Here is a 12,980-nt window from a genome sequence, read left to right as displayed (position 1 = left end):
CGATCCCCATGGCCGAAGCCCCCACCGGCAAAGTGACGTTCGTCGGTGCCGGCCCCGGCGCCGCCGACCTGCTGACGTTCCGTGCCGCGCGTGCCATCGCCGAGGCCGACGTCGTGATCTGGGCTGCCAGCCTGGTCCAGGCGGAGGTCCTCCAGCACGCCCGCGAGGACGCCGAGATCCTCGACTCGGCGACCATGTCCCTGGAGGACGTCGTCGGCGTGTACGAGCGGGCGTGGGCCGAGAACCTCAAGGTGGCCCGTATCCACTCCGGAGACCCCGCCCTCTGGGGCGGCACCCAGGAGCAGCTCGACCGATGTGCCTCGATCGGCATCGAGACCGAGATCGTGCCCGGTGTCTCCGCCTTCTCCGCCGTCGCCGCGCTCGCCCGGCGGGAGCTCACCATCCCCGAGGTCGCCCAGTCGGTCGTGCTCACCCGGCTCGGTGGCGGCAAGACACCGATGCCGCCCGGCGAGGAGGTGCGGGAGTTCGCCAAGCACGGGACGACCATGGCGATCTTCCTGTCGGCGGCCCGCAGCGGACAGCTCGTGCGGGAGCTGCTGGAGGGCGGATATCCGACGTCCACGCCGGTCGTCGTCGCCTACCAGGCGACCTGGCCGGAGGAGCTCGTGGTGCGGTGCACCATCGAGACCCTGGAGGAGACCGTCAAGGAGCACAAGCTCTGGAAGCACACCCTGTTCCTGGTCGGCCCGGCCCTCGACGCCCACGGCACGCGCTCGCACCTGTACCACCCCGGCCACTTCCACGGGTACCGCAAGGCCGACCCTCAGGCGCGCAGGGCCCTGCGGGAGCGGGGGGCCAGTACGTGATCACCGTCGTCGGTACGGGCACGGGAACGCCGCTGCCCGAGGACGTCCTGGCCGGGGCCGAGCTGGTCGTCGGCGGGCGGCGGCATCTGGACGCCGCGCGACTGGCCGATGACGTCGAGCGGGTCGTGCTCGGGGCGCTGGCTCCCGCCCTCGACACCATCGCGGAGTACGTCGAGAAGGACCGGCGCGTGGTCGTGCTGGCCTCCGGCGACCCGGGGTTCTTCGGGATCGTGCGGGTGCTGGCCGAGCGGTTCGGGTCGGAGCGGCTCCAGGTGCGGCCGGGGGTGTCCTCCGTCGCCTCCGCGTTCGCGCGGATCGGGCTGCCCTGGGACGACGCGGTCGTCGTCAGCGCGCACGGGCGGGAGCTGCGTACGGCGGTGAACGTCTGCCGGGCGCGGCCGAAGGTGGCGGTGCTGACCGGGCCGGGCTCCGGACCGGCCGAGCTGGGCGCCGCGCTCGCCCGCAAGGCGGACGCGCGGGTGCTCGTCGTCGCCTGCGCGCTGGGCTCGGAGGATGAGCGGGTGGAGCGGGTGACGCCCGCGGAGGCTGCCGCCCGTGACTGGGGTCCGTCCGTGAACGTGGTGCTGTGCCTGGACCCGGCGCGGGCGCTCGGTGGTGTGCGTACGGTCGCCGGGGTGGGCGTCGGGCCCGCCGCGTGGGCACTGGACGAGGGCGAGTTCGCCCACCGCGACTCGATGATCACCAAGTTCGAGGTACGGGCGCTCGCGCTGGCCCGTCTCGGGCCGCGGCTGGGCGAGCTCGTCTGGGACGTCGGCGCGGGCTCCGGGTCCGTGGCCGTGGAGTGCGCGCGGCTCGGTGCCGCCGTCACCGCGGTCGAGAAGACCCGGGACGGAGTCGAGCGGATCCGTGCCAACGCCGCCGCGCACGGCGTCGATGTGCGCGTGGTGCACGGGGCGGCGCCCACTGTCCTGTCCGACCTCGACGATCCGGACGCCGTGTTCATCGGGGGCGGGGGGCGCGAGCTGCCGGCCATCGTCACCGCGTGCGCGCGGCGCGCCCGGCGTGCGGTCGTCATCGCCATGGCGGCGCTGGACCGGGTGCCGGCCGCCCGCGAGGCGCTCATCGGCGCCGGGTTCGAGTGCGACGGGGTGCTGCTGCACTCGTCGCGGCTCGCGCCGCTGCCGGGGGATGTGACGCGGCTCGCGTCGACGAATCCGGTGTTCCTGTTGTGGGGTGTCAGAAAGCCCCTGGACCGTGAGGGAGTTGCTCAGTGATCGGCCTCATTTCCGCCACCTCTGCGGGTGCGGCGGCGCGGGACCGGCTGGCCGCGGCGTGGCCGGAGCGCGTGCGCGTGTACGACGGGCCCGTCGGGGACGCCGTACGGCGGGCGTTCGCGGAGTGCGAGCAGCTCGTGTGCTTCCTGGCGACGGGGGCCGTCGTACGGCTCGTCGCACCGTTGCTGGGCGACAAGGCATCCGACCCGGGTGTGGTGTGCGTCGACGAGGGCGGGCGGTTCGCCGTGTCGCTGGTCGGCGGGCACGGCGGCGGGGCCAATGAACTCGCCCGGGAGGTCGGGGAGCTGCTGGGCGCCGCGCCCGTGGTGACGACGGCGACCGATGCCGTGGGGGTGCCCGGTCTGGACACGCTCGGGTTTCCCGTGGCGGGCGACGTCGCCGGGGTCTCGCGGGCGCTGCTCGACGGGGAGCCGGTGGCGCTGAGGGCCGAGCTCGATTGGCCCTTGCCGCCGCTGCGGGTCGGCGCCGAGGGGGCGTACGCGATCCGGCTGACGGACCGGCTCGTGGAGCCCGCCGAGCGTGAGGTCGTCCTGCGTCCGCCGTCGCTCGTCGTCGGTGTCGGGGCCTCCAAGGGCGCGCCGGCCGACGAGGTGCTCGGCCTCGTCTCGCAGGCCCTGAGCGACGCCGGCCTCTGCGTCGAGTCCCTCGCCGAACTCGCCACCGTCGACGCCAAGGCCGACGAGCCCGGCATCGTCGAGGCCGCCGAGCGCCTGGGCGTGCCTCTTGTCACGCACTGCGCCGACGCGTTGGCCGCCGTGGAGGTCCCCAACCCCTCCGACGCGCCCCTCGCCGCCGTCGGCACGCCCTCGGTCGCCGAGGCCGCGGCGCTCGTCGGCGGTGGTGAACTCCTCGTACCGAAGCGGAAGTCGCAGCGCGCCGACGGGCAGCCGGCGATGGTGACCTGTGCCGTCGTACGGCGGCCCGGGCGCGGGCGGCTCGCGGTCGTCGGGCTCGGGCCCGGTGCCCGTGACCTGCTGACGCCGCGCGCGAAGGCGGAGCTGCGGCGGGCCTCCGTGCTGGTCGGGCTCGACCAGTACGTCGACCAGATCCGCGACCTGCTGCGGCCCGGCACCCGGATCCTGGAGTCGGGGCTCGGCGCCGAGGAGGAGCGGGCGCGCACGGCCGTGGCGGAGGCCCGCAGGGGTCAGGCCGTCGCGCTGATCGGCAGCGGGGACGCGGGCGTGTACGCCATGGCCTCCCCCGCGCTCGCCGAGGCGTCCGACGACATCGACGTGATCGGAGTGCCCGGTGTGACGGCCGCCCTCGCGGCCGCCGCCATCCTCGGTGCGCCGCTCGGCCACGACCATGTGTCGATCAGCCTCTCCGACCTGCACACTCCGTGGGAGGTCATCGAGCGGCGGGTGCGGGCGGCGGCCGAGGCGGACATCGTGGTCACCTTCTACAACCCGCGTTCGCGGGGCCGCGACTGGCAGCTGCCGAAGGCGCTCGCGATCCTCGCCGAGCACCGGCAGCCCTCGACGCCGGTCGGGGTCGTACGCAACGCGTCGCGGCCGGACGAGTCCAGTCGGCTCACGACTCTGGGTGCCCTGGACCCGGCGACGGTCGACATGATGACGGTCGTGACGGTCGGCAACACCGCGACCCGGGACATCGCCGGGCGCATGGTGACGCCGCGCGGCTACCGCTGGCAGGCATCGCAGGAGGACGCGAAGTGAGCCGAGTCGTCCATCCGATCGAGGAGGAGTCCTACCGGCGGCTGCGTGCCCGGCTGGACACCTCGCACTTCCCGCCGCTGACCCGGGCGGTCGTGGAGCGGGTCATCCACTCGGCCGCCGACCTCGACTACGCCACCGACCTCGTCATGGACGAGGGTGCCCTCCACAAGGCGCACGCGGCGCTGCATTCCGGGGCGCCCGTGGTCGTCGACGTCGAGATGGTGGCCGCCGGGATCACCCGGCGCGAGACCGTCTGCCGGCTGAAGGACGCCGTGGCCGGCCCGGGGCTGACCCGGTCGGCACACGCGATCCGGCTCGCGTACGAGCAGGTCGGCCCGGGTGCCCTGTGGGTGATCGGCAACGCGCCGACCGCGCTGGAGGAACTGCTGACCCTGGACGCCGCTCCCACCCTCGTCATCGGCCTGCCGGTCGGCTTCGTCGGTGCCGTCGAGTCCAAGGCCGCGTTGCGCGAGAGCGGGCTGCCCGCAGTGAGCAACGTGTCCGAGAAGGGCGGTTCGGCGGTCGCCTCCGCCGCGCTCAACGCCCTGCTGTACCACCCCCTTTCGCACCCTGTTCCACACCCTGACGCGCATTCCGAGGAGAAATCGTGACCACCCCGCCGCCCGCCCTGCTCATCGCCGGTCATGGCACCCGGGACGAGGCCGGAGCCGAGGCGTTCCGCGACTTCGTACGGGAGTTGGGGCGCCGCCACCCCGAACTGCCCGTCGCGGGCGGCTTCATCGAGCTCTCCCCGCCGCCGCTGGGCGAGGCCGTCACCGAACTGGTCGACAAGGGCGTGCGGCGGTTCGCCGCGGTGCCGCTGATGCTGGTGTCCGCCGGGCACGCCAAGGGCGACATCCCGGCCGCGCTGGCCCGCGAGAAGGAGCGCCACCCCGGGATCTCCTACACCTACGGCCGTCCGCTGGGCCCGCATCCGTCGCTGCTGTCCGTCCTGGAGCGGCGGCTCGACGAGGCGCTCGGCGCGGAAGGCAACCGCACGCCCGGGGACCGCGCCGATGTGACCGTGCTGCTGGTCGGGCGCGGCTCGACCGACCCGGACGCCAACGCCGAGGTGCACAAGGCGGCGCGGCTGCTGTGGGAGGGGCGTGGTTACGCGGGCGTGGAGACGGCGTTCGTGTCGCTGGCGGCGCCGGACGTGCCGAGCGGCCTGGACCGGTGCGTGAAGCTGGGGGCGCGCAGGATCGTCGTACTCCCCTACTTCCTGTTCACCGGCATCCTGCCGGACCGCGTACGCCAGCAGACGGAGGGCTGGGCGGCCGCGCACCCGGAGATCGACGTGCGCTCGGCGGACGTCATCGGTCCGGAGCCGGAGCTGCTCGATCTGGTGATGGAGCGGTACGAGGAGGCCGTGAAGGGCGATCTGCGGATGAACTGCGACTCGTGCGTGTACCGCATCGCGCTGCCCGGCTTCGAGGACAAGGTCGGCCTGCCGCAGCAGCCGCACTTCCACCCGGACGACGACGACCATCACCACGGCCACGGCCACGGCCACCACCATGGCGCCCACTCCCATGCACACTGAGGCGCACGACCTTCGCCACCACGGCGACGCCGAGGTCCGTGACGACGGCTCGGCGCTCGTCGACCTCGCCGTGAACGTCCGCGCGGACACTCCACCCGTGTGGCTGCGCGAGCGCATCGCCGGGTCGCTGGGCTCGCTCGCGGCCTACCCGGACGGGCGGGCCGCGCGGGCGGCGGTGGCGGCGCGGCACGGGCTGCCGGTGGAACGGGTGCTGCTGACGGCCGGAGCGGCGGAGGCGTTCGTGCTGCTGGCCCGCGCGCTGAAGGTGCTCCGGCCGGTCGTCGTGCACCCGCAGTTCACGGAGCCGGAGGCGGCGCTGCGGGACGCCGGGCACACCGTGGACCGGGTGCTGCTGCGGGAGGAGGACGGCTTCCGGCTCGACCCGGCGGCCGTCCCGGAGGACGCCGACCTGGTGGTGATCGGCAACCCGACGAATCCCACCTCGGTGCTGCACCCGGCCGCGTCCCTCGCCGAACTGGCCCGTCCCGGACGGACGTTGGTCGTGGACGAGGCCTTCATGGACGCGGTGCCGGGCGAGCGGGAGGCGCTGGCCGGGCGGACGGACGTGCCGGGCCTGGTGGTGCTGCGCAGCCTGACCAAGACCTGGGGTCTGGCCGGGCTGCGGATCGGCTACGTCCTGGCCGCCCCGGAGACCGTGGCCGACCTGGAGCGCGCCCAGCCCCTGTGGCCGGTCTCCACACCGGCGCTGGCCGCCGCAGAGGCCTGTGTGTCCTCCCAGGCGCTGGCGGAGGCGGCCCACGCGGCCCACCGCATCGCCGCCGACCGGGCCCATCTCGTCGCCGGGCTGGGCGCGTTCGCCTCGGCCGGGCTCCGGGTCGTCGGGCCGGCCGAGGGGCCCTTCGTCCTCGTACGGCTGCCGGAGGCGACCGCGGTGCGCCGGCGCCTGCGCGACCTCGGGTACGCGGTCCGGCGCGGGGACACCTTCCCCGGGCTGGGCGAGGAGTGGCTGCGGCTGGCGGTGCGGGACCGGGGGACGGTCAGCGGGTTCCTGCGGGCGCTGGAGCGGGCGGTGGAACCGGCGGGCTGAGCCGACCCCGCCGGGCCCAGGCCGCGTCCGCGATCAGCTCCTGCGACGCCGCGCCAGCGCCACCGCGCCCCGGTGTGGGACCGGGGGACGGTCAGCGGGTTCCTGCGGGCGCTGGAGCGGGCGGTGGAACCGGCGGGCTGAGCCGACCCCGCCGGTCCCAGGCCGCGTCCGCGATCAGCTCCTGCGACGCCGCGCCAGCGCCACCGCGCCGCCGCCCGCGACGAGCAGGGCCACCGCGCCGCCCGCGATGTACGGCGTCATGGAGTTGCCGCCGGTCTCGGCGAGGCCCTCGTCGGCGGGCTCGCCCTGGGGCTTCACGTCGCCGGCCGGTTCCGTGCTCGGCCCGGCCTGCTGGGCGGGCTCGGCCGGAGTCTCACAGGTCGCCTTCGCCAGGGTCAGGGTGCCCTCGACCTCGGCGACGTTCAGCTTCAACGGGTTGACGGAGACCTTGAGTTCGAGGGCGGTGGCGGCGGCCGTGCGCGAGGTCTGCTCCGTCTTGGAGTAATCGAGGCGCACCTCACCCACGCCCGGCACCTCGACGTTCGTGGTCCCGCCGGCGGTCAGCGTGACCTTCTTGCCCAGCACGGTGACGTCACCGAGCAGGTTGGAGGAGGCGGTGGGCTCCTTGCCGGCCTCGCAGGTCGCCTTGGAGGTGACCTGGCCGACCTCGATGAGCGACAGCAGCGGCAGGCCGGGGATGTGGACCTTGGCGTGGGCGAGGTTGGTGTACCCCTCCGCCTTGCCGCCTTCGACCGTCGCCTTCGACGTGGCGACCTCGGCGTTCAGGACGCTGAAGGGCCGGCCGCCGTCGACGCCGTTCAACTCCGCCGTCAGCGTGGCCTTCTCGGCGCTCCGCGGCGCCTGTACCTCGTTCAGGGAGAGCGCGAGCGGGACGTTCACGGTCTTGTTGAGCAGGGAGACGTCGAGCCCGGTGCGCAGCACGACTGCGCTCGCGCGACCCTCGTCGCCGGTCGCGTGCGCGGGGCCGGCGGCGGCCAGGACCGCGGGAGCGGCGGTCAGGGCGGTGGCCGTCGCGACGGTGGCGAGACGGCGTGCGGGCATGCGGAATTTCTTGCCGTTCAAGGTGGGGACCCCCAGAGGAGACTTGCTCGGAACCCGGCAAGAATTGCGCACTGAGAGTGAACAGTCAGCATTCCGGCGCGACTTCACTCCAACGTGACTTTCCCGTGAACCTTTTCGAATTCCCGGGCACGGATGTTCCTCGAAGTCACCGCTGTACCCCCTCCTGTGCGAGCGCGCGCGTGGACGCGTCGGCGCGCACGAGGGGGGTGGGCAACCTTACGGGTTCCCCCGCGGTTACGCTGCGTCAACCGGCTGCCCGACGCGAGGGGAAGCATGATGACCGACCACGACGAAGAGCGGGACTACGGCACGGCGCTGCGCACGGCCGAGGAGCTGCTCGGCATGCCGCTGGAGCGGTTCCTGGAGCCCGGCGCCGGGGAACCTGCCAACGGGGCGGACTTCAAGCGCCTCGCCACGGTGCACACCTTCGGTGACGTGTGGCCGCGCACCGACGTCCTCGACACCCGTACCCGGGCCCTGGTGTCCGTGACGATCGCCGCGACCCTGGGCACCCTCGAACCGCTGCGCGGCCAGCTGCGCATCGCGCTGAACAACGGGGTCACCCCGGAGGAGATCGTGGAGGCGTTCATCCACATCGAGGCGTACGCCGGTGCCGCGCGCGCCTTCGACAGCTACCAGGTCGCCCTGCAGGTGTTCGCGGAGCGGGCGGGCGGTTAACCGACGATCCGCCCGTTGAGCACGATCCGGCGGGGCGCCGCCAGGACGCGGACGTCCGTGCGCGGGTCGGACTCGTACACCACGAGGTCCGCCGCGGCTCCCTCCTCAAGGCCCGGGCGGCCGAGCCAGGTCCGGGCCGCCCAGGTCGCCGCCGCGAGGGCGTCGACGGCGGGGATGCCGGCGGTGACCAGTTCCGCCACCTCGGCCGCCGCGAGGCCGTGCGGCAGGGTTCCGCCCGCGTCGGTGCCGACGAAGACCGGGATGCCGGCGTCGTAGGCGGAGCGGACCGTGTCGTAGCGGCGTGCGTGGAGTCGGCGCATATGGGCCGACCAGCGGGGGTACTTCTCCTCGCCGCCGTCGGCCAGCTTCGGGAAGGTCGCGATGTTCACGAGGGTGGGGACGATCGCCACGCCGCGCTCGGCGAACAGCGGGATCAGGTCCTCGTTGAGGCCCGTGGCGTGCTCGATGCAGTCGATGCCGGCCTCGACCAGGTCCTTCAGGGAGTCCTCGGCGAAGCAGTGCGCGGTGACGCGGGCGCCCAGGCGGTGGGCCTCCGCGATGCCCGCCTCGACCGCCTCGCGCGGCCAGGTGGGCGCCAGGTCCCCGAGGTCGCGGTCGATCCAGTCGCCGACGAGCTTGACCCAGCCGTCGCCGCGCCGGGCCTCCTGGGCTACGTAGGCGACCAGGTCCTCCGGTTCGATCTCGTGGGCGTAGCCGCGGATGTAGCGCCGGGTGCGGGCGATGTGGCGGCCCGCCCTGATGATCTTCGGCAGGTCCTCGCGGTCGTCGACCCAGCGGGTGTCGGAGGGTGACCCGGCGTCACGGATCAGCAGGGTGCCGATGTCGCGGTCGGTCAGCGCCTGCTTCTCCGCGACGTCGTCGTCGACCGGGCCGTGCGCGCCGAGGCCGACATGGCAGTGGGCGTCCACGAGGCCGGGCAGGGCCCAGCCCTCCACGGTACGGACGTCGTGGGCGCCGACGGGGCGGTCGTAGGAGATCCGTCCGTCGACGACCCACAGTTCGTCCCGGACGTCGTCCGGTCCGACGAGGACCCGGCCCTTCACGTGCAGCACCGCGCGTTCGCTCATGCCCTGCACCTTAGTGAGCGGCTAGTCGCCCTTGCCCAGCTGGTCGGAGGTCTCCTCCTCGACTTCGGCCATCGCGGGGTCCAGGAGCCGGGAGAGGAAGTGGCGGGTCCGCTCGTGGGCCGGGTTGCCGATGACCTGGTCGGGGGTGCCGTCCTCGACGATCACTCCGCCGTCCATGAAGACGACCCGGTCGGCGACCTCACGCGCGAAGGTCATCTCGTGCGTGACGACCATCATGGTCATGCCTTCGTTGGCGAGCATGCGCATGACCGCGAGGACGTCGCCCACCAGCTCGGGGTCGAGCGCGGAGGTCGGCTCGTCGAAGAGCATCACCTCGGGGCCCATGGCGAGGGCGCGGGCGATGGCGACGCGCTGCTGCTGGCCGCCGGAGAGGGAGGCCGGGTATGCCGTCGCCTTCTCCGACAGCCCGACCCGCTCCAGGTTCTCGGCGGCGACCTTCGCGGCCGTCGCCTTGTCGCGCCGCAGGACCCGGCGCTGCGGCAGGCTGAGGTTCTCGGTCACCGTGAGGTGCGGGAACAGGTTGAACTGCTGGAAGACCATGCCGATACCGCGGCGTACGGCGTCGATGTCGACGTCCGGGTCGGTGAGCTCCGCGCCGCCGACGAAGACCTGGCCCTTGGTGGGCTCTTCGAGCAGGTTCACACAGCGCAGCAACGTCGACTTGCCCGAGCCCGACGGGCCGATGACGCACACGACCTCGCCCTGGTTGATCTTCAGGTCGATGCCGCGCAGCACCTCGTTGTCGCCGAAGGACTTGTGCAGGCCGCGGACTTCGATCTCCGGGCCGGCCTTGAGAAGGCTCTCGCTCATTTCACGGCCTCCTGGGCCTTCGCCTCCATACGGCGTACGACGAAGCCGAGCGGGATCGTGACCAGCAGATAGCACAGGCCGGCGACGAGGATCGGCGTGGAGTTGGCGGTCTGGCTGGCCAGGTCACGGCCGAACTTGGACAGTTCGCGTTCCTGAAGCGTCACACCGAGGAACAGCACCAGCGAGGAGTCCTTGAAGAGCAGGACGAGTTCGTTGGTCAGCGGCGGGAGGATGATCCGGAACGCCTGCGGGATGATGATCGAGATCATGGCGCGGGCGGGCGAGAAGCCGAGTGAACGCGCGGCCTCCATCTGCCCCTTGGGAACCGCCTGGATGCCCGCGCGGATCGTCTCCGCCATGTACGCGGCCGCGACCAGGCCGAGCGCGAGCGCGACCTTGCCGTAGGTGCCGCCCGGGATCTCCGTGCCGGGGAAGGCCAGCGGCACGGCCACGCCGATGAAGATGAAGATCAGCAGGGCGGGCAGTCCGCGGAAGATCTCGATGTAGATCCCGGCGAGCCAGCGGTACGGCCCCACGGACGACAGCCGCATCAGCGCGATCACCATGCCGAGGACCAGTCCGACGACGAAGCCGGACAGGGTGTACAGCACGGTGTTCTTCAGCGCGAGGGTGATGACGTCCGGGAACATCTCCCGGGCGATCGCCCCTTGCGCGAACTGGTTCTTCAGCCGGCCCCAGTCGGCCGCGACCGCGAAGGCGATCACGGCCGCGACGAAGACGACGTACTGGACGCCGCGCGACAGGCTGCGCTTCTGGCGCCGGGTCAGGCCCTTTTTCTTCGGCTGGAGTTGTACGTCCGTGTCGGCCATGGGATCAGGCGGCGGGCGACGCGGAGGCGGCGGACTCGTCGTACGGGCCGATCCACTGCTCGTACAGCTTCTTGTACGTGCCGTCGGCCTTCGCGTCCTTGATCGCCTTGTTGATGGCCTCGCGGAGCTTGTCGTTGCCCTTCTTCACCGTGACGCCGTACTGCTCACCGGTGTTGACCTGCTCGGCGACCTCGAAGGCGGCCGCGTTGGCCTTGTCCTTCAGCCAGCCCTGGACGACCGGGTAGTCGATGACGACGGCCTCGACCTGGCCGGTGCGCAGGCCGTTGAGGACGGCGTCGGAGGACTCGAAGGAGACCGGGTCCAGGCCCTTGCTCTTGGCGTAGTCCTCGCCGGTGGTCTGAGCCTGGGCGCCGACCTTCTTGCCCTTGAGGTCCGCGAAGGAGGAGATGCCGCTCTTCTTGTCGACCAGGACGGCCTGGGTGGCCTCGAAGTACGGGTCGGAGAAGTCGACGTTCTTCTTGCGCTCGTCGGTGATGGTCATGCCGGCGGCGGCGAGGTCGCACTCACCGGCGTTGAGGAAGGCGCCCGTCTTGAAGTTCTCGAAGGGCGTGTCGAGGATCTCCTGCTTCACGCCCAGGTTCTTGGCGACCAGGTCGATCAGGGAGACGTCGAAGCCCTGCACCTTGCCGTCGATCTCCGACTGGAAGGGCGGGTACGGCAGGTGGGTGCAGGTGGTGAGCTGGCCCGCCTTGACGAGCTCGACACCGCCGGCCGCCGTCTTCGTGCCGCTGCCGCCGTTGTCGTCGGAGGAGCAGCCGGCCACGAGCACCAGCCCGGCCGTCGCGGTGGTGGCGGCCAGAATGCGGGTCCGGCGACCGAGGGTCGTCTTCACGGGGAGCCTCCTGTGCGGGAACTTTGAGTTCCGATTATAAGGATGAGTTTGAGCTACCCAAACCAAACCGATGGCTGTGCGGTCGCTCAACCTAAGATCGGTGGAGTAGACCTCCACAGAATGAAGCGAGCACGCCCATGACACACCCCTTCCTGGACCTGGCCCCGCTGAGCGCCGCCCGATTCGCCGCCATCGAGGACCGTGTGGCACGGCTGCTCGATACCCGGCAGGACGTCGTGATCATGCAGGGTGAGGCGCTGTTGCCGCTGGAGGGGGCGATCCGGGGGACGGCCGGGCCCGGCACGACCGCACTGAACGTGATCACCGGCCCGTACGGGCAGACCTTCGGGGACTGGCTGCGGGACTGCGGGGCGCGCGTGATCGATCTGGCGGTGCCCTTCCATACGGCGGTCACGGCGGACCAGATCCGAGAGGCCTTCGCCGAGCATCCGGAGATCGACTTCGTGTCCCTGGTGCATGCCGAGGCGGCCACCGGCAACACCAATCCCGTCGCGGAGATCGGCGAGGTCGTGCGGGAGCACGGGGCGCTGTTCTACCTGGACGCGGTGGCGTCGATCGGGGCCGAGCCGGTGCTGCCGGACGCGTGGGGCGTGGACCTGTGCGTCATCGGGGCGCAGAAGGCGATGGGCGGGCCGGCCGGGGTGTCGGCGGTGTCGGTGAGCGCGCGGGCGTGGGCCCGGATGGCGGCGAATCCGCGGGCGCCGCGACGGTCGTATCTGTCGCTCCTCGACTGGAAGGAGCGGTGGATCGACGGCGGGCGCAAGGCGCTGCTGCATGCGCCCGCACAGTTGGAGATGCTGGCGCTGGAGGCCTGCGTGGAGCGGATCGAGGCGGACGGGCCGGAGGCGGTGATGGACCGCCATCGAGCCGCCGCGCTCGCCACTCGGGCCGGAGCGGTGGCGCTGGGCGCGGGGCTTGAGCCGTACGTGCACGACGCCCGGGACGCGGCGCCGGTCGCCACGACGTTGAGGGTGCCGGCGGGGGTGGTGGCGTCGGAGGTCGTGGCGCGCGCACTGACGTCGGATCCGGCGTTGCCGCTGGCCGCGGGGGGCGGGGCGTTGGCCAAGGAGATGATCCGGGTCAATCACTACGGGGTGGATGCGGCTGTGGGGGCCGTGCGGGGGTCCCTTGCCGCGCTGGGTTCCGCGCTGGCGGAGCAGGGGCTGGATGTGGATGTGGAGGCGGCTTTGCGGGCGGTGGACGGTGGTGGGATGCGGTAGGGCTCCTCGCCCCCGCCACCCCTACC

At 72.6% G+C, this 12,980-nt stretch carries 13 protein-coding genes; 8 read left to right on the top strand and 5 right to left on the bottom strand.

The window, feature by feature from the left end:
• Positions 1 to 8: 8 nt before the first annotated feature.
• From cobM to cobC, 6 genes are read left to right on the top strand one after another with little or no spacing between them, the layout of a single operon-like run.
• Entirely contained in the window at positions 9 to 827 is an 819-nt protein-coding gene (cobM, locus tag EAO75_RS22155; protein ID WP_147996796.1) for a precorrin-4 C(11)-methyltransferase, read from the top strand.
• Entirely contained in the window at positions 824 to 2,062 is a 1,239-nt protein-coding gene (gene cbiE, locus EAO75_RS22150) for a precorrin-6y C5,15-methyltransferase (decarboxylating) subunit CbiE (protein WP_147996795.1), read from the top strand. Before cobM ends, cbiE begins: the two co-directional genes overlap by 4 nt.
• Positions 2,059 to 3,759, top strand: coding sequence for a precorrin-3B C(17)-methyltransferase (gene cobJ, locus EAO75_RS22145; RefSeq protein WP_147996794.1), 1,701 nt, complete (start codon positions 2,059 to 2,061; stop codon positions 3,757 to 3,759). The genes cbiE and cobJ overlap by 4 nt, the downstream gene beginning before the upstream one ends.
• Positions 3,756 to 4,370, top strand: a complete 615-nt coding sequence (locus tag EAO75_RS22140) for a precorrin-8X methylmutase (RefSeq protein ID WP_147996793.1) — start codon at positions 3,756 to 3,758, stop codon at positions 4,368 to 4,370. Before cobJ ends, EAO75_RS22140 begins: the two co-directional genes overlap by 4 nt.
• Positions 4,367 to 5,302, top strand: coding sequence for a sirohydrochlorin chelatase (locus EAO75_RS22135; protein ID WP_147996792.1), 936 nt, complete (start codon positions 4,367 to 4,369; stop codon positions 5,300 to 5,302). Before EAO75_RS22140 ends, EAO75_RS22135 begins: the two co-directional genes overlap by 4 nt.
• Entirely contained in the window at positions 5,277 to 6,350 is a 1,074-nt protein-coding gene (gene cobC / locus EAO75_RS22130; protein WP_147996791.1) for an Rv2231c family pyridoxal phosphate-dependent protein CobC, read from the top strand. The genes EAO75_RS22135 and cobC overlap by 26 nt, the downstream gene beginning before the upstream one ends.
• 174 nt (positions 6,351 to 6,524) lie before the next feature.
• Here cobC and EAO75_RS22125 read toward each other — a convergent pair whose 3' ends face one another.
• The gene (locus EAO75_RS22125) at positions 6,525 to 7,433 is read right to left on the bottom strand and encodes an SCO1860 family LAETG-anchored protein (protein ID WP_147996790.1); all 909 of its coding nucleotides are present in this window, start codon (positions 7,431 to 7,433) and stop codon (positions 6,525 to 6,527) included.
• 273 nt (positions 7,434 to 7,706) lie between these two features.
• Here EAO75_RS22125 and EAO75_RS22120 point away from each other — a divergent pair, with 273 nt between their 5' ends.
• Positions 7,707 to 8,111, top strand: a complete 405-nt coding sequence (locus EAO75_RS22120) for a carboxymuconolactone decarboxylase family protein (protein WP_261989382.1) — start codon at positions 7,707 to 7,709, stop codon at positions 8,109 to 8,111.
• On the opposite strand, the gene EAO75_RS22115 is transcribed toward EAO75_RS22120, so the two are convergent.
• From EAO75_RS22115 to EAO75_RS22100, 4 genes are read right to left on the bottom strand one after another with little or no spacing between them, the layout of a single operon-like run.
• Positions 8,108 to 9,199, bottom strand: a complete 1,092-nt coding sequence (locus EAO75_RS22115) for an amidohydrolase family protein (RefSeq protein WP_147996789.1) — start codon at positions 9,197 to 9,199, stop codon at positions 8,108 to 8,110. The two genes, EAO75_RS22120 and EAO75_RS22115, sit on opposite strands and share 4 nt — an antisense overlap.
• Positions 9,200 to 9,220: 21 nt before the next feature.
• On the bottom strand, positions 9,221 to 10,030 hold the full coding sequence (locus EAO75_RS22110; RefSeq protein ID WP_147996788.1) for an amino acid ABC transporter ATP-binding protein: 810 nt from the start codon (positions 10,028 to 10,030) through the stop codon (positions 9,221 to 9,223).
• A complete protein-coding gene (locus EAO75_RS22105; protein WP_147996787.1) occupies positions 10,027 to 10,860 on the bottom strand; it encodes an amino acid ABC transporter permease in 834 nt (277 codons plus the stop codon). The genes EAO75_RS22110 and EAO75_RS22105 overlap by 4 nt, the downstream gene beginning before the upstream one ends.
• Positions 10,861 to 10,864: 4 nt before the next feature.
• On the bottom strand, positions 10,865 to 11,713 hold the full coding sequence (locus EAO75_RS22100; RefSeq protein ID WP_147996786.1) for a transporter substrate-binding domain-containing protein: 849 nt from the start codon (positions 11,711 to 11,713) through the stop codon (positions 10,865 to 10,867).
• A 137-nt stretch (positions 11,714 to 11,850) separates the two neighbouring features.
• On the opposite strand from EAO75_RS22100, the gene EAO75_RS22095 reads away from it, so the two are divergent.
• A complete protein-coding gene (locus EAO75_RS22095; protein WP_147996785.1) occupies positions 11,851 to 12,954 on the top strand; it encodes a pyridoxal-phosphate-dependent aminotransferase family protein in 1,104 nt (367 codons plus the stop codon).
• The last annotated feature ends 26 nt before the right edge of the window (positions 12,955 to 12,980 follow it).

Source organism: Streptomyces sp. UW30 (genome assembly GCF_008042075.1).
In the GTDB taxonomy this organism is placed as follows: Bacteria; Actinomycetota; Actinomycetes; order Streptomycetales; family Streptomycetaceae; genus Streptomyces.
Note: the sequence above shows the minus strand (reverse complement) of the source record. Positions and strands in the feature narration are given on the sequence as shown.